Raw genomic sequence first — 16,930 nt, 5'->3', positions numbered from 1 at the left:
TATTAGTCAGCACAAACGGTATGCAGCATATAGTTAACGTCAACGCCCGGTGCCAGTTTGAACACGTTGGTCAGCGGGTTGAAATGCAGGCCTGTCATGTGGCGCTCGCGCAGTGGCGTCTCATCAACCCAGGAGAGTAATTCTGCCGGTTTGATGAACTTCTTAATGTCATGTGTGCCTTTTGGCACCATGCGCAGGATGTATTCCGCGCCAACCACGGCCATCAGCCAGGATTTACCGTTACGGTTAAGCGTGGAGAAAAAGACGTGACCGCCAGGTTTCACCAGTTTTGCACAGGCGTGAACCACTGATTGCGGGTCCGGCACGTGCTCGAGCATTTCCATACAAGTGACGACGTCATACTTTCCGGCAAATTTATCCGCGTGCTGTTCCACGGTTTCTTGCACGTAATCGACCTGAATGCCACTTTCCAGCGCGTGAAGTTTCGCGACTTGTAACGGCTCAAAACCCATATCCAGCCCGGTTACATTAGCGCCTTCGCGCGCCATGCTTTCAGCCAGAATCCCGCCGCCGCAGCCGACATCAAGCACCGTTTTACCAAATAACCCATCCGCACGTTGGTTGATATAACCCAAACGCAGCGGGTTAATACGGTGCAGCGGCTTAAATTCGCCTTCTAAGTCCCACCAGCGTGAGGCAACGGCTTCGAATTTGGCGATTTCATCATGGTCAACGTTGTGGATTACCGGTTGGTTTTCGGCATTCATGGGGCTAGTTACTCCTTACTCATTTCGTGGCGGGAGTATATCAGTCAATTCTCTGCTGGCGAATGTGTTCTGGTTTCCCCACTGTCGGGCGATTGTGTTATAATTTGCGACCTTTGAATCCGGGACACAGTAGAGGGATAGCGGATACATGAGCGACCTTGCCAGAGAAATTACACCGGTCAACATTGAGGAAGAGCTTAAGAGCTCATATCTGGATTACGCGATGTCGGTTATTGTCGGCCGCGCACTGCCAGATGTCCGCGATGGACTCAAGCCGGTACACCGTCGCGTACTTTACGCCATGAACGTATTGGGCAATGACTGGAATAAAGCGTACAAAAAATCCGCCCGTGTTGTTGGTGACGTAATCGGTAAATATCACCCTCACGGTGATACCGCTGTCTATGACACTATCGTGCGTATGGCGCAGCCATTCTCATTGCGTTACATGTTGGTAGATGGCCAGGGTAACTTTGGTTCTGTGGACGGTGACTCCGCCGCGGCGATGCGTTATACGGAAATCCGTATGTCGAAAATCGCTCACGAACTGATGGCCGATCTCGAAAAAGACACAGTAGATTTCGTCGATAACTACGACGGAACCGAGCGTATTCCCGATGTAATGCCAACCAAAATACCTAACCTGCTGGTGAACGGTTCGTCCGGTATCGCAGTCGGTATGGCAACTAACATCCCGCCTCATAACATCACAGAAGTGATCAACGGCTGCCTCGCATTTATTGAAGACGAGGACATCACCGTTGAAGGGCTAATGGAACACATCCCAGGTCCTGACTTCCCGACAGCGGCAATCATCAATGGCCGTCGTGGCATTGAAGAAGCGTACCGTACTGGCCGTGGCAAAATTTACATCCGCGCGCGCGCAGAAGTAGAAGCTGATGCCAAAACAGGCCGCGAAACTATCATCGTTCATGAAATTCCATACCAGGTAAACAAAGCACGCCTGATTGAGAAAATCGCTGAGCTGGTGAAAGACAAACGCGTTGAGGGCATTAGCGCTCTGCGTGACGAGTCTGATAAAGACGGTATGCGCATTGTTATCGAAATTAAACGCGATGCAGTGGGCGAAGTTGTCCTGAATAATCTTTATTCTCAGACTCAGCTTCAGACTTCCTTCGGTATCAACATGGTTGCGCTGCATCAGGGCCAACCGAAGATCATGAACCTGAAAGACATTCTTTCTGCGTTCGTGCGTCACCGTCGTGAAGTGGTTACGCGTCGTACTATTTTCGAACTGCGTAAAGCCCGTGACCGTGCACACATCCTTGAAGGTCTGGCGATCGCCCTGGCGAACATCGACCCAATCATCGAACTGATTCGTCACTCACCAAATGCGGCAGAAGCGAAAGCAGGCCTGATCGCCCGTTCATGGGATCTGGGCAACGTTTCCGCCATGCTGGAACGTGCGGGCGATGACGCTGCGCGTCCTGAGTGGCTGGAGCCAGAGTTCGGTATTCGCGACGGTCAATATTTCCTGACCGAGCAACAAGCACAGGCAATTCTGGATCTGCGTTTGCAGAAACTGACTGGCCTTGAGCACGAAAAACTGCTCGACGAATACAAAGAGCTGCTGGAGCAGATCGCTGAATTGCTGCACATTTTGGGCAGCGCTGAACGTCTGATGGAAGTGATCACCGAAGAGCTGGTTGCGATGCGCGATCAGTTCGGCGACAAACGCCGCACTGAGATCACCGCAAATACCTCTGATATCAACATTGAAGATCTGATCAACCGCGAAGATGTGGTTGTGACGCTCTCGCATCAGGGCTATGTGAAATATCAGCCGCTGACCGACTACGAAGCACAACGTCGTGGTGGTAAAGGTAAATCCGCAGCACGTATTAAAGAAGAAGATTTCATCGACCGTCTGTTGGTTGCCAATACTCATGACACCATTCTGCTGTTCTCCAGCCGTGGCCGTCTGTACTGGATGAAGGTTTATCAATTGCCGGAAGCGAGCCGTGGTGCGCGTGGCCGTCCAATTGTTAACTTGCTGCCACTGGAAGCGAACGAACGTATTACCGCGATCCTGCCGGTTCGTGAATATGCCGAAGGTGTTAACGTATTCATGGCTACCGCCAGCGGTACCGTGAAGAAAACGGCGTTGACCGACTTCAGCCGCCCACGTTCAGCGGGCATCATCGCCGTTAACCTGAACGAAGGTGACGAACTGATTGGCGTTGATTTGACCGACGGTAGCAACGAAGCCATGTTGTTCTCGGCTGCGGGTAAAGTGGTGCGCTTCAAAGAAGACGCCGTTCGTACCATGGGCCGTACTGCAACAGGTGTTCGCGGTATCAAACTGGCGGGTGAAGACAAAGTCGTTTCCCTGATCATTCCACGCGGTGAAGGTTCTATCCTGACCGTGACGCAGAATGGTTATGGTAAACGTACTGCGGCTGATGAGTATCCGACTAAGTCTCGTGCAACTCAGGGCGTTATCTCCATCAAAGTAACCGAGCGCAACGGCAGCGTCGTTGGCGCGGTTCAAGTTGAAGATACCGACCAGATCATGATGATTACCGATGCCGGTACTCTGGTCCGTACTCGCGTTTCCGAAGTGAGTGTCGTTGGCCGTAACACCCAGGGCGTTATCCTTATCCGTACTGCGGATGATGAAAACGTGGTGGGCCTGCAACGTGTTGCAGAACCGGTTGATGAAGAAGAACTGGATGCTATTGATGGCACCGTTGCTGAAGGTGATGATGAAATCGCACCAGAAGCAGACGTAGATGACAACGCTTCCGATGAAGCGGACGATGAAGCAGACGAATAATCTGAATTTTGTTGTTTGAAATAGCTCATAACGCCCGGTGCATTTATTGCATCGGGCGTTTTTTATTTTAATATCAAGTTAGGCTTGGTTTAACTCATAAAGGTAAAACAATGGCAATTCCTGAGAAGTATGAAGATGTAGAACGCTGGGCGTTTGGTGATACAGAAAAACAGGCTGATGAACTGGTTAAATTAGTGCTCGATGGCGTGAAAACGGCGACCTGCGCTAACCTCGATGGTGAAGGTATTGCTCAGGTTGGCGATGTTTTTGTGGTGGTGGATGGCAAAAATAAGCCGGTTTGTGCGATTGAACTGACCACCACAGAGATGACCACTTTTGAACAGGTAAACGAAGCCCATGCTCTGGCAGAAGGTGAAGGTGACCGGACGCTGGCATACTGGCGCAACGAGCATAAACGCTTTTTTGAAGAGTACGATCTGTTCTCACCAGATATGACGCTGGTGCTGATGCACTTTAAGGTTATCGAAAAGTTCTAGTTTTATCGCGATAAACCTTACCGGTTTGCCGTTGCGGGCTGCCATTTTTGCGGCTACCTTAACGGCATCCAAAGTTTTGCAATTTCCACGACCAGGCTCAATTTGAAATATCTTGTCTCTTTTCGCACCACACTAAAAGTCTCCCGCTACCTGTTTCGGGCACTGGCTTTATTGCTTTGGCTGTTGATTGCACTCTTTTCCGTGTTCTACATCGTAAATGCACTGCATGAAAAAGAGTCGGAAATTCGTCAGGAATTTAATATCAGCTTTGACCAGGCGCAGCGTTACATACAACGTACGTCTGATGTGGTGAAAGAGCTTAAGTACATTGCGGAAAATCGGCTTTCTGCGACCAATGGTGTGTTGCCTGCCATGGAAAATGATGACAACAAAATCGATCCGCCCAATTTCATGCCGTTATTCCCGGATTCTGACTGTTCAGCCGTCAGTGCTTCCTGGCGTACTTCGCTGCAATCTCTGGCGTGGTTTTTACGTTACTGGCGTGACAATTTCTCTGCCGCCTACGATCTCAATCGCGTCTTTTTGATTGGTGGCGATAACCTGTGTATGGCGGATTTCGGCCTGCGTGAAATGCCGCTCGAGCGCGAAAAAGCGCTGAAAAATCTGCATGAACGCATCATGAAATATCGCAGCGCCCCGCAGGATGAGCACAGCAATAGCATTTACTGGATTGGCCCTGGCGCGCGCCCTGGAGTCGGTTACTTCTATACACTGACACCTGTTTATTTGGCTAACCGCCTGCAAGCTCTGCTGGGTGTTGAGCAAACCATCCGCATGGAAAACTTCCTGTCGCCGGGTTCTATGCCGATTGGAGTGACGATTCTGGATGAAAATAGCCGTCCGCTGATCTCCCTTACTGGCCCCGAAACGCGTATTCAGCCTGAAGAAAAATGGCTTCAGGAGCGCTCGTGGTTTGGTTATACCTCGGGCTTTAAGCAATTCATTCTCAAGAAAAATTTACCGCCTTCATCCATGAGCGTGGTGTATTCAGTACCGGTGGATATGGTTCTGGAACGCATCCGCATGCTGATCCTCAACGCTGTACTGCTCAATATTCTGGTGGGCGCAGTGCTGTTTACCCTGGCGAGGATGTACGAAAAGCGGATATTTATCCCGGCAGAAAATGACGCCCAGCGCCTGGAAGAACACGAGCAGTTCAACCGTAAAATTGTCGCTTCAGCACCGGTCGGCATCTGTATTCTGCGTACTCAGGACGGAACAAATATTCTGAGTAACGAGCTGGCGCACAACTATCTCAACATGTTGACGCATGAAGACCGGCAACGGCTGACGCAAATCATCTGTGGCCAGCAGGTTAACTTTGTCGATGTGCTGACCAGCAGCCATACCAACTTGCAGATTAGCTTCGTACATTCTCGTTACCGCAACGAAAACGTGGCGATTTGCGTGCTGGTGGATGTCAGCGCGCGCGTCAAAATGGAAGAGTCGCTCCAGGAAATGGCGCAAGCCTCCGAGCAGGCGAGCCAGTCAAAATCCATGTTCCTTGCCACTGTCAGTCATGAACTGCGCACACCGCTTTACGGCATTATCGGCAACCTGGATTTGTTGCAAACCAAAGAGTTGCCGAAAGGGGTGGATCGCCTGGTGACGGCGATGAACAACTCTTCCAGTCTGTTGCTGAAAATCATCAGCGATATTCTCGACTTCTCAAAAATTGAATCCGAGCAGTTGAAAATTGAGCCGCGAGAGTTCTCACCACGTGAAGTGATGAGTCACATCACCGCCAACTATTTACCGCTGGTGGTGCGTAAACAACTCGGCTTGTACTGTTTTATCGAACCCGACGTGCCACTGACGCTGCAAGGCGACCCGATGCGCTTGCAGCAAGTGATTTCCAACTTGCTCAGTAACGCGATCAAATTCACGGATGTTGGCTGTATTGTCCTGCATGTCAGCGTAGCGGGGGATTATCTTTCTTTGCGTGTGCGCGATACCGGCGTGGGGATTCCCGCAAAAGAAGTCACGCGGTTATTTGATCCGTTCTTCCAGGCTGGTACCGGCGTGCAGCACAATTTCCAGGGCACCGGTCTCGGTCTGGCTATCTGTGAAAAGCTTATCAGTATGATGGATGGCGATATTTCGGTTGATACCGAAGTGGGAATGGGTAGCCAGTTTACGATTCGCATTCCTTTATACAGTGCAAATTACGCCGAGCCTGCACAGGTTGAAGGTTTACTGAATAAGCGTTGTTGGCTGGCGGTTCGGAATGCTTCGCTGAGTAAATTCCTCGAGTCGATACTGGCAAGAAACCACTTTGAAGTTTTGCAGTATCAGGGCCAGATACCTGATAACGATGATATTTTAATCACCGATGATGAACTGGAAAAAGCCTGGGAAGGGCGCGCAGCGATTATTTTCTGTCGTCGTCATATCGGTATCCCGATTGAAATCTCCCCTGGTTGTTGGCTGCACAGCCTGGCGGCTCCTCATGATTTACTGTTGTTACTGGGGCGCATTTACAGCGTGACGGTTAACCAGCCAGGCGTTGATTCTGAATCACCTGCGCCATCGGGTAGCAATGAACACAACGATGACATGATGATACTCGTCGTCGACGATCATCCAATCAACCGGCGCTTGCTGGCAGATCAGTTGGGATCATTGGGCTATCAGTGTAAAACAGCGAATGACGGCGTCGATGCATTGAATGTGTTGAGTAAAAATCACATTGATATTGTGCTCAGCGACGTCAACATGCCGAATATGGATGGTTATCGTCTGACGCAACGCATTCGTCAGCTAGGTTTGACACTGCCAGTCGTGGGCGTGACAGCCAATGCGTTGGCTGAAGAAAGACAGCGTTGTCTGGAGTCGGGAATGGATAGTTGCCTGTCAAAACCGGTGACGCTGGATATTCTTAAACAGACAGTCGATCTTTATGCGGCACGTGTGCGTAGCGGCAGATAAAAAAATGGTGGATGTCGCTTACGCTAATCCACCTTACAAATGCTTTCTTGTAGGTCGGATAAGCGCAGCGTCATCCGACATTGATTTACTCTTTGTCGGCCGGAGACAGGCTAACGGAAGAAAGATAATTCAGCAGGGCGATATCGTTTTCTACGCCCAGTTTCATCATGGCTGATTTTTTCTGGCTACTGATGGTTTTAATGCTGCGGTTCAGTTTGCGGGCAATTTCGGTGACCAGGAAACCTTCAGCGAACAGGCGCAGCACTTCGCTCTCTTTCGGAGACAAACGTTTGTCGCCGTAACCGCCAGCGCTGATTTTTTCCAGCAGGCGAGAAACGCTCTCTGGGGTGAACTTTTTGCCTTTCTGCAATGCGGCCAGCGCTTTTGGTAAGTCAGTTGGCGCGCCTTGCTTGAGTACAATCCCTTCGATATCAAGTTCTAACACTGCACTCAAAATGGCAGGGTTGTTATTCATCGTCAACACGATGATCGACAGATGAGGGAAGTGACGCTTGATGTATTTGATAAGCGTAATGCCGTCGCCGTATTTGTCGCCAGGCATTGAGAGATCGGTTATCAAAACATGGGCATCAAGTTTTGGCAGGTTATTGATAAGCGCTGTGGAATCTTCAAACTCACCGACAACATTCACCCACTCGATCTGCTCGAGAGATTTACGAATGCCGAACAGGACAATCGGATGGTCGTCGGCAATAATTACGTTCATACTGTTCATGTATTTGTACCCGTACCCTAACTATTTGATTTTAATGTTTTCATTCACCCCACACCAATCTTTTGGGGCACTATTGGGGCAAACTCGCAAAGCTTCTGATTCAGGATAGCAACCTGTGACTGATTGTTATCAGTCATCCACGCACCGTATACATTGTAAACCATCTGGGCGTTCGCATGGCCCATCTGATTAGCAATGAAACTAGGATTAGCTCCAGCAGCCAGAGACCAGCACGCATAGGTATGTCTGGATTGGTACGCTTTTCGATGCCTTAATCCTGCACGTTTTATTGCTGTTTCCCATGTTCTGTTGGTAGAACTTACGGGATAATGGGAGTCAGCTTTCCCGGTTTAGCGGTGATTTCTGGATTGAAAACGAATGTACACGGATGAATGCCTGTTCTGCCATATTCACGTAACTTCACTTCGATCATGTGCTGCTTACTGAGCCTGGTGAGTTCCGCTTGATGCTTCAAAATATTTATAGCGGGTTGAATAAGGTGGATCACTTTGTCAGTTCCTGCATCGGTTTTTGGCAGAGTGAACTCCTTTGTTAGCATGTAGTTCCGTTTCACCACTAACGTGCCTGTTTTGAGATCAATATCCTCCCAAGCAAGACCACATAACTCACCATGGCGCATGCCGGTGTAAACGGCCAGTGACCAGAAGTTCTTCGTTTGCCGGTGGTGGCATGCGTTAATCAGTCGAACAAACTCATCGCCTGATAAGGGGGCCGGTTCAGCCCTCGACTTCTTCAACGAAGAAATACCATCAAGTGGATTCTTCAGTGTATAGCCATTACTGGCCGCAAACCGAAACATCCCTGCAATGACTGTCACGTAAGTATTTACAGTAGGAACACTACATCCTTTAATAGGCGTCTTCTGATTTTTTCTCAAAACGTGAAATCCGGTCAGTAATTCTTTACGCAGGAGCAAAACATCCTCCTGTGTAATCGAGGATGCCAACCGACTCCCTCCAATTAAAGGTACGCAGTTCTTGATGATCGACTGATAACGCCCCATCGCATTAGCACTAATCTCCGTTTCTTTCAACCCCAGCCACTTCACGGCGAGTTCCCGCACAGTAATTTCTCTATTCTGGATACCAAACCGTCTTAAGTACGGGGTGTCGGGGAATTTTTCTGCAGAATTAAAACTCTCCATCCGTATCGCAAAGTATACTGAAGACCGCAGTTCTCCGGCGATTTTGCGGTTTTTCATCGTGTCAGGTACACCAAGGTTTTCCCTGACACGCTTATCTTTAAAATTAAACCAAATGCGGAGTGAACCGCCGTGGTTTTCAACGCCTGTTGGGTATGATTCTTTACTCATCTATCCCTCCTGCCGTCCAGGAGCGCCGAAAGTGTACTGTTTTTTCATACTTTTTGCGCACCAGGTTGATTTTTTTTCTGGGACTCAATCCACTGATCAACCGCCTTACGGTTATACATACATTCGCTGGATGGTTTTGGCGCTCCGTCTGGTGAAACATGCAGATACTCGCGACCGAGCAGCCATGAGTTTTTACGGGCGCGCATAATTGTGCCTGGCTTAAGGCCTGTCACTGCAATCAGAATATCTTCTGTAACCCAATCATTGGGAACTACCTGAATAATCGCCCGGATCATTTCAGCTCCCGCATAACCACTTTATAGGCCCGCAGTACATTGCGTGACTTACCAGATATCACCGAATTCATGAAGAACACGCCACTACCTCTTAGCGAGAGTGCCGGGAGACAGGAAAAGGGCGGCATCAACAGCCTTATTGTGTCTGCGATACTCGAGTACGGTACTGGTTATTGTGACGGTGGCCACAGAGCCTTTATCGCTGAATTCTATTTTCATTCAGCACCTCTGCGCAGAGTTCAAAAGCATTGGCATGCAGTTGCATAATGACCAGAAACGGATTGCCATAAAGATGATTGGTCACCGGATCAAGGATCAACTGGCATGGTACGTCTTTGCCGTATGGTTTGAACTTTACTGGGCCAAAACCACGGGTAAACATCATTTGTGGCAAAGCCAGGAGTCGAGCCGTAAACATCGGAAGTTCTTCCATTGGCTCTGAAGTTGCAGGCAGCAATTTATTAAAGTCAGGGTAGCGGCAATTCACTTTTGTCAGTTCGCAGCTGCCTACAGCCTGTTCGTATTCGTTCATATGGATCGCCAGCCAGCCATCATCATAGAGATGGATCAACGTTCCTTCTGCGTTCTCCGGTATTTCCCCTCTGATCGGGAATACAGCATCAATATCCGTATCGGCCCCGTGTTCCATGCGAACCGCTGCCCGTCCATCAGTAGCAATACACACCCTGCAGGTACCCGATTGACCAGGCACAGGCGCAGCAGCTTAGTCGCCAGCAACCTGAAACCAAACCCCGTCGATACAGTAAGAATGAGAGGACCGCATGAAACTTGAAGCATCCCTGAAGCACTTCAGCCCGCAGAAGCTGGTTATCACAGACAGAAGGGGAGTTAACAATAATGCGTGATATTCAATTGGTATTAGAACGCTGGGGAGGTTGGGCCGCGAGCGATAACTCAGGTATCGATTACTCTCCTATAGCTGCTGGGTTTAAAGGTCTGCTTCCTCAGACGGGCAAAAATCGGTTGTCCTGCACTGATGATGATGCTTTGGTTATTGAAGGTTGCATGGCTCGTCTGAAGAATAAAAAACCTTATGAACATTCATTACTTGTAGCTCATTACTTCTATGACGTGTCCAAACGGAAAATAGCTAAGGCGAAGAAAAAAGATGAGAAGTTGATAAGGATCGAAATTCAGATGGCTGAAGGCTTTATTGATGGTTGTCTGGCTATGCTGGATGTCCGGCTTGATATGGACGAAGAGGTTTCAGCCTAACAATCGGCCCTCTTTGTGAGGGCCTGATTTTAAAGGTGAGGAAATATGTTGCGCAACGTGTACCAGCATCTTCCAAACGTGAAAAGTGATATCAGTAAGGAAGATAGACCAAGCAAGATGAATAGATAGTCGATGGGGATGCCAAAGATTATGAGGTCATCTGATAAAAACATAGCAATTAAAGGGAACATTCAGGCGACAACAAGCGCTTAATCTTTGTTAATATCATTAGTGCGGTCCGCAAAAATTGTTGTAACGTGTTAAGAATGGTTACTAGGTCATACCACTTAATCATCAAAACCAACGACTTTCCTATGAGTATTTTTTGAACCAGCTCTCATCTCCTTTAACCGCGTGCTAAATGCTTGGTATACCCTATCAGTCAAAGTAAGATGCATCTGATTGTAACTACATGGAAATCAGAATGAAGAAATTGATAATTGTTATTATTGGAGGGCTTTTAGTATCTGGATGCTCGGTAAAAAAAGAGATGACAACAATCGGTGATAGCAAGGCTGATGGGACTGTCCGTATAGGGTACATGGTTGGAGGATCCGAAAAACCGGTGGTTGATGTGCAGCAAGGCGCAACACTCGCAGGCAAAAAGTGCCATGCGTGGGGCTACACTGGCGCAGAAGCATTTGGAGGACAGCAAAACAAATGTGCTCATTTCAATGCATATGGATGCGCTATCACAAAGGTATTTATTGAGTATCAGTGCACTGGCGGGAAAGCCGTTCAAAATTAAAACATGTGAAATATCAAACCTTGGTTATGCGGGGTTTTGCCTTTTTTGGATCCGGTATCTGAACCGGTGAATGAACAGCTAATTTACCAGCCCGCATCCGTTAAGCCAACCGCAGATACGAATGGTGTGGAAGTGTAACGGTTAGTAGCACCAGGCGAGGTATGCGCCATGGAAGATGTGGATAGAATTGAACCACCTTACATTTACATGCGTGATAACCGCTTTAACCAACTTGATCCCAACATGTTCTATGTTGCCTGGGCAGTACTTCCAGATGGGTTAAAATTTGGTGAACACTTCGCTAACCAAAAAGGTTGGCGACTCTAACCATATCAGCGTACTAACTGCGCTGTCAGACGCGAATAGCGACTTTCATCTTGCTGGGCTTCCCGACCAGAGTTATCTGTATGTCATCAGAAACGAAATGGATAAAAGCTATGATAAAACAGCAGGATATGACAGAAATTGCGAGTATTATTTATCGCTGCCTCAATACAAAAAAATGGAAATCAGTCGGTGAGATGGCAAACCTTATGCGTATAAGCGAAGGGCGCTGCCAGCTCATACTGACGCAGCTTATGATGGCGGGGCTGGCGGTTGAAGATACAAGCGGAGAGATGTTTAAATGCTGCCAGTAACTGGCAGATTTTAGCTTTGAAAATGTGCGGCTGGTGGGTGTTGTAGCATCCAGTCAGCCATTCGCTCATGCCTTAAGGTCACAAGCGAACCGAGGCCCACCGCTTTAGCACTAAAGCAAAGTGAGCCTATCAGAGACTCGTTTACTGATCTATGAAAAATACTGTAAATTTAAGGGTCTTCCCTTGTTGTGGTGGCTAAAGGCATGATGATGGTATATTTAAACGCCAGGGCCCGGATGGCTGATTGATGCGATTTCCCTTTTTCTCGCTGGCCCTGATAATACAACTTGGCCCAGTATGATGAGTTAATCGTCTTCGCAGTCCATTCCACGAATGTCTGTCGGACGAACTTTGCACATTGCCAACGCCAGTGAACCCAGGATTTCTGGCCGCTTCGTTCTGTCACCGGTGCAATACCTGCGTAGTTTTGAATTTCTTCAGCGCTGTTAAACCGGTCACGGTTATCACCAAGTGCAGCAAGCATCCGTGGGCCCATACACGGCCCCATGCCCGGAAGGGATTTGAACAGCCCCGCATCTGGTAATGTGTCAAACAGCGTTTCAATTCGTTCGTCATAGGTTTTGATAATTTCACTCACGACTTTAATTTGTGTCGCCAGTGCTGCTGCCATCAAAGCATTAGCCTCTATTACACTCGGGTCTGTAGTCAATGGGATCGCGTTATCAATACTCGCAACACGTTGCTCGGTAAGGGCCATTGCGCGGCCACCTTTGGCATTCAGAAAGTTGCGGATCGTGTCACGCCTGGCACGTTTCAGTTGTTGCAGGCTGGGCCACCGTATAATCAGTTCACACAATAGTAAGCTACCCCGATGTGAGAACCATTCCAGGGGCTGAGGAAAATACTGCTTAAGCGTGTTGATGAGTCGATTCACAAAGCGGCGTTTGTCCTCGACCAGCAGTCGACGCTGCTCAACTAACTGTTGAAGTAACCGGATATCACCATTGTCGGGTTCTATGGCTTTTATCTTTTGGGGATAGCGTAGCATTAGCTCTAATGCTAACTCAGCATCCTGTGGATCATCCTTAGCACCGCTTGGCCAGAAGGTCTGCCGATAGCGGGCCAGTGACAACGCGTGCACAGGAAAAACAGTGACAAATGGGTACTTCTGGAGAACATACACCACCGGGCCTTTCTTCAGCTCAAGGGCGATAGCGATCCTGCCTTTCACCTTTTGGTGCAATTCGTTGAGCCAGATATCAAGCGCTTCCGGAGTGTGTTCAACCACCTGGAATAGCGGGATCACTGTTTAAGCTCCCGTATCAACATTGTCAGCAGGCTTTCGCTGATAGCTCCGTTTAGCCTGCGTATTCTGCTCTATTCGATCACGTGTTCGCATTGAACATCGATCAGGGATTCGCATCCATTCGATCATCCCTGGTTTTTAACTTTTCATCTGCTTTTTAACCTGTTTTTTCCTCCGTTACCACTGCCTGTTTATTTTTCCTCATTGACTCACCCTGGAGCACCAGTCTGTGAGTGTTATGAACCAGCCTGTCCAGGATCGCATCTGCAGTTGTCGGGTTTTCCATCAGACCGTACCACTTATCCACCGGGAACTGACTGACCACTATTGTGCTGCTTTGCTCGTATCGGTCTTCCACTATCTCCAGAAGGTCATTACATTGCTGGTTTGTCAGCGGCTCCAGACCCCGATCATCCAGGATTAACACCTGCGTTTTCTGGAGTTGCTTAAGGTGTTTCAGCCAGCTACCGTCAACCCGCCCCTGCGCTAGTACCTCCAGTAACCGCCCTGAACGCCAGTACTGCACGCTGTGTTTCTGGCGGCATGCCTGCTTACACAGCGCATTGGCTATCCAGCTCTTTCCACAACCAGTGGGGCCAGTTATCAGGATACTTTTCCGGTGAGTGATGTAGTGACCGTTCAGGAGTTCCCGCATCTGTTCGGCCCTCAGCCCTCTTGATGCGGGATAGTGGAGTCCCTCCGGGCAGTCTGGTATTTCAGATTCGCACTTTTTCTCAGGCGCGCCACCCGACCATTTTCCCTGTTCAGCAGCTCATCATCAGCCAGCAGAGTCAGGCGTTCCTCGAACGACAGCTCGTGGTAAGTCTGAGGTGTTTCACGCTGACGTATCAGGCTTCCGGCCATTGCCGGGAGTTTCAGTTGGGTCAGTTTATTGAGCAGATTATCGTTCATGTTGCTTATCACCTGATCGTTGGTTAGTGGTAGTAGCCCGGACCCCGCAGGTTTTCATGCTCCAGTGACACTGGTGAGTTGTTTTCACCATGACGGGATGCAGGTATCTCCTGGTTTTCACGCTGATGGCGCAGCAGGTTGTCGATGAACCGTCTGTCTGGCGTTTTGTAATGCCAGGCAACATGGCTGGCTCTTTCCAGCCTTTCTCTGCCGTATTTCTTCTGAAGCGCGGTCAGCCCGAGAACGGCTCTGTATGCCTGTTCCGGATGCGTTTTGCTCTTCAGCATGGCATCAACCACAAGTCCTGTGAACGGGCCGATACTGCGTCCCATCTCCACCAGGCGTTCCGGTGCCCAGCTGGCATGTCCCCGGTGCTGAACCGGCATGTGCAACGGGTTGGTGGTGTGTTTATATTCATGTGTGCTGCGCGGATGCTGTGTCACGCACTGACCCTTGTGCCAGATCTGGACTACGGTCTGACCTGCTTTCAGCGAGAGCCGTTGACCCGCGAGTTCATGCGGTACCGAGTACCAGTGATGTGCGTGCTCAACGTGGTAGTCCGGACCGACCTTCACGGCTCTGAACTCGTATATTCATAAAGCGTCAGCGGGAGTGATGAGAGTGCCGGAGCATCCAGGATACGGAAGCGTTCTGCTCGGCTCTGGTTGCCATAGCTTTTCATCGGGCGGTTATTCAGATCAGTCAGCAACTCCCTGAGCCGGATATTCAGCGCTCTCAACGTGTGGAAGGCTTCATTGCGGATACGGGCAAGCAGCCATCTCTCGACGATAAGCACCCCGTTTTCCGCTTTCGGTTTATCTTTGGGCTTATAGGGCCGGGCAGGAAGCACTACCGTACCGTAATGCTCCGCCAGCGCCTGGTAACTCGCATTGATAACCGGTTCATAGCGGTCCGCTTTTTTGACCGCACTTTTGAGATTGTCAGGTATAAGCAGTTTTGGGACGCCCCTCAGGAAAGTCAGGCAGCGGCTGTTGGCGTTCAGCCAGGACATCATGTCCTGGCCTTCGCAAGCTTCTGCATAGGTGTAGTTGGATGCGCCCATCACAGCCACGAAGATGGCAACCCGACTAACTTCCCCGGTATCCGGATTGACGACGGGAACTGTCGGGCCACAGAAGTCGATGAAGAGCTTTTCACCGGCCCGATGCTCCTGGCGCATTGAGAGACGTCGTGTTTTCTTCCAATCCCGATAACTGCGACAGAACTGCGAATAACCCAGCGCTTTTTTACCGAACTGAGATTTGTACTCCATCCACAGCAGTTGTCGTGTGACATGCGGGCTAAAGCCAGTCAGGGATCTCACTACCGGCATGAGAAGCCTCTTTTGGTGGGAAGATAAGTTTTTCGAGAGCATCAGGCGTCACGGATTCAGGTAACGGCCATGCAAGTGATGAAGCTTTAAAGCGGGATATGACTTCAAAGACAGTCGATGGACTGATATTCAGCGTCAGCGCGATACAACGGTGAGTCAGATTCTGCCCGAACTTGAGCTGAAGGATTTTAAAACATGTCTCCATAGAACTCCTGGATTTTCTCTTTTTGGACATCGATGTCTCCATTGGCATAAAAAATCAGCAATGGAGACCGTGTAAGAAAGAGTTAATTCCCAGGGTGATCGGACTGACGCGAATCGGTGATCGATATATACGAAATTATGATCGACTGCGATGCTAATCGGTGATCGATTCAGACGCGATTTTGCAGCTTCGCCACTGAAAAAAACCGCAGAGATGGGTACAGTGCTTTTCCGCTTTCAGTCAATATACCAGAAAGCGGAAAAAGAAAAATGTCCGGCAGGATAGGAAAAGGATCCTTATGTGATCCTTTTAACCTGGATGATGGGGTGGAAAGCAGGGAAGGGTACAACATCCTGGGAATATGCGTGAAAATCCCCCGAATAGTACGGGTTGCCGCAAATTACAGAAAACGGAAAGAGCTCAGAGAAGAACCCCAAGCCTCTTGCCTGAAGTGGGGATGACAGCTTGTTGCCGTTTTTATCGGATCTGATGGTAATGGCAATTTTACCGTTTTCATGCTGTTTTTAACTCGTAATAATTTTTGCGTGTATAAGAACTGGTAAAACGGGAGCATCATTTTCAACAGTAATGGTTGTCTCCGTTTACTTGAGAAATACATTACTTAATCATATGACCCCATTTCTTCTACTTCAATGCTCTCGACTATTGGTATTAAGGAGGACAGGGGGAACAATCAGAGGCTATATATTTATGAATTAAAAAATAATATTTTCAAAGTAAGTTATCCAGTGCTTGCATAAAAATTTTTCTGTACCCCCCATCAGCTGATGCCTTATCTTTGCAGCATATAATTCACACTTAATGCTTTATTATCGAGTTTGGTGACCGCCTGAGCGACCACCATTTAATACAATGGTAGTTACACATAATTACGAACAGGCTCTCGAGCTTCCCTGGTAATGGACAGCACTTTAGCTATCAATGTAGAATCCGGGAAAAATGACATAGCCCAGCCAACCGGTTTACGGGAAAATAGATCAAGCACAACGGCCAGATAAGCCCTGCGTTTACCAGTCCAGAGTAGAGTAAGAGACAGGGCGTAGCGGACTATTTCTCTTCCTCTACTCTCCGAACCGGACGTGCACCTTTCAGCGCATCCGGCCGCGCTATTGCCACTTCATTATTACTTGAGCACAGGCCAGACTGACATTAACAGTAATCAGCGGTGGGGTTCGATTTTCGTTGTGACAATGGAGAAAAACTGTGGTTACTTTACTGGATGCGGTGAAGTGCT

General features: G+C 48.9%; 11 protein-coding genes and 6 pseudogenes. 7 read left to right on the top strand and 10 right to left on the bottom strand.

Annotation, left to right across the window (positions count from 1 at the left end):
* Nucleotides 1–2: 2 nt before the first annotated feature.
* Entirely contained in the window at nucleotides 3–728 is a 726-nt protein-coding gene (gene ubiG, locus D8682_RS08840) for a bifunctional 2-polyprenyl-6-hydroxyphenol methylase/3-demethylubiquinol 3-O-methyltransferase UbiG (RefSeq protein WP_121814089.1), read from the bottom strand.
* Between the two features lie 148 nt (nucleotides 729–876).
* On the opposite strand from ubiG, the gene gyrA reads away from it, so the two are divergent.
* The 3 genes from gyrA to rcsC all read left to right on the top strand — a co-directional run bounded on the left by gyrA (nucleotide 877) and on the right by rcsC (nucleotide 6,971).
* A complete protein-coding gene (gene gyrA / locus D8682_RS08835; protein WP_064548583.1) occupies nucleotides 877–3,525 on the top strand; it encodes a DNA topoisomerase (ATP-hydrolyzing) subunit A in 2,649 nt (882 codons plus the stop codon).
* A 110-nt stretch (nucleotides 3,526–3,635) separates the two neighbouring features.
* Nucleotides 3,636–4,022, top strand: a complete 387-nt coding sequence (locus D8682_RS08830; protein ID WP_064548581.1) for an ASCH domain-containing protein — start codon at nucleotides 3,636–3,638, stop codon at nucleotides 4,020–4,022.
* 102 nt (nucleotides 4,023–4,124) lie between these two features.
* Nucleotides 4,125–6,971 carry a two-component system sensor histidine kinase RcsC gene (gene rcsC / locus D8682_RS08825; protein ID WP_064548779.1) on the top strand — a complete coding sequence of 949 codons (2,847 nt, stop codon included), beginning with the start codon at nucleotides 4,125–4,127 and terminating at the stop codon, nucleotides 6,969–6,971.
* Between the two features lie 85 nt (nucleotides 6,972–7,056).
* Here the strand turns inward: rcsC and rcsB are convergent, their stop codons facing one another.
* The 5 genes and pseudogenes from rcsB to D8682_RS08800 all read right to left on the bottom strand — a co-directional run bounded on the left by rcsB (nucleotide 7,057) and on the right by D8682_RS08800 (nucleotide 9,985).
* The gene (gene rcsB, locus D8682_RS08820) at nucleotides 7,057–7,707 is read right to left on the bottom strand and encodes a response regulator transcription factor RcsB (protein ID WP_064548567.1); all 651 of its coding nucleotides are present in this window, start codon (nucleotides 7,705–7,707) and stop codon (nucleotides 7,057–7,059) included.
* A gap of 44 nt (nucleotides 7,708–7,751) precedes the next feature.
* A pseudogene (locus D8682_RS08815) lies at nucleotides 7,752–9,040 on the bottom strand (tyrosine-type recombinase/integrase).
* 44 nt (nucleotides 9,041–9,084) lie between these two features.
* Nucleotides 9,085–9,333, bottom strand: a complete 249-nt coding sequence (locus tag D8682_RS08810; protein ID WP_121815666.1) for an excisionase family protein — start codon at nucleotides 9,331–9,333, stop codon at nucleotides 9,085–9,087.
* Nucleotides 9,333–9,555: pseudogene (locus D8682_RS27170) on the bottom strand (hypothetical protein). The gene D8682_RS08810 and the pseudogene D8682_RS27170 overlap by 1 nt, the downstream one beginning before the upstream one ends.
* Nucleotides 9,533–9,985: a hypothetical protein gene (locus D8682_RS08800; protein ID WP_121814088.1), complete on the bottom strand. Its 453-nt coding sequence runs from the start codon at nucleotides 9,983–9,985 to the stop codon at nucleotides 9,533–9,535. The pseudogene D8682_RS27170 and the gene D8682_RS08800 overlap by 23 nt, the downstream one beginning before the upstream one ends.
* A gap of 209 nt (nucleotides 9,986–10,194) precedes the next feature.
* On the opposite strand from D8682_RS08800, the gene D8682_RS08795 reads away from it, so the two are divergent.
* The 4 genes from D8682_RS08795 to D8682_RS08785 all read left to right on the top strand — a co-directional run bounded on the left by D8682_RS08795 (nucleotide 10,195) and on the right by D8682_RS08785 (nucleotide 11,958).
* Nucleotides 10,195–10,572, top strand: coding sequence for an antiterminator Q family protein (locus D8682_RS08795; protein ID WP_121814087.1), 378 nt, complete (start codon nucleotides 10,195–10,197; stop codon nucleotides 10,570–10,572).
* 424 nt (nucleotides 10,573–10,996) lie between these two features.
* A complete protein-coding gene (yecR, locus tag D8682_RS08790; RefSeq protein WP_121814086.1) occupies nucleotides 10,997–11,320 on the top strand; it encodes a YecR family lipoprotein in 324 nt (107 codons plus the stop codon).
* Nucleotides 11,321–11,488: 168 nt separating this feature from the next.
* A complete protein-coding gene (locus D8682_RS26735; protein ID WP_162303006.1) occupies nucleotides 11,489–11,647 on the top strand; it encodes a hypothetical protein in 159 nt (52 codons plus the stop codon).
* Between the two features lie 80 nt (nucleotides 11,648–11,727).
* Nucleotides 11,728–11,958, top strand: a complete 231-nt coding sequence (locus D8682_RS08785; RefSeq protein ID WP_370090835.1) for a hypothetical protein — start codon at nucleotides 11,728–11,730, stop codon at nucleotides 11,956–11,958.
* Nucleotides 11,959–12,127: 169 nt separating this feature from the next.
* On the opposite strand, the pseudogene D8682_RS08780 reads toward D8682_RS08785, so the two are convergent.
* The 4 pseudogenes from D8682_RS08780 to D8682_RS27165 form a co-directional block, all read right to left on the bottom strand.
* Nucleotides 12,128–13,213: pseudogene (locus tag D8682_RS08780) on the bottom strand (transposase); the annotation flags it as partial.
* A 169-nt stretch (nucleotides 13,214–13,382) separates the two neighbouring features.
* Nucleotides 13,383–14,137 (bottom strand): annotated as a pseudogene (gene istB, locus D8682_RS08775) (IS21-like element helper ATPase IstB).
* Between the two features lie 23 nt (nucleotides 14,138–14,160).
* Nucleotides 14,161–15,675: pseudogene (istA, locus tag D8682_RS08770) on the bottom strand (IS21 family transposase).
* A gap of 904 nt (nucleotides 15,676–16,579) precedes the next feature.
* A pseudogene (locus D8682_RS27165) lies at nucleotides 16,580–16,726 on the bottom strand (IS3 family transposase); the annotation flags it as partial.
* Nucleotides 16,727–16,930 lie beyond the last annotated feature (204 nt).

Origin of the sequence: Buttiauxella sp. 3AFRM03 (genome assembly GCF_003675305.1) — a bacterium.
GTDB lineage: Bacteria > Pseudomonadota > Gammaproteobacteria > Enterobacterales > Enterobacteriaceae > Buttiauxella > Buttiauxella ferragutiae.
This window is presented reverse-complemented; position numbering and strand designations above follow the sequence as displayed.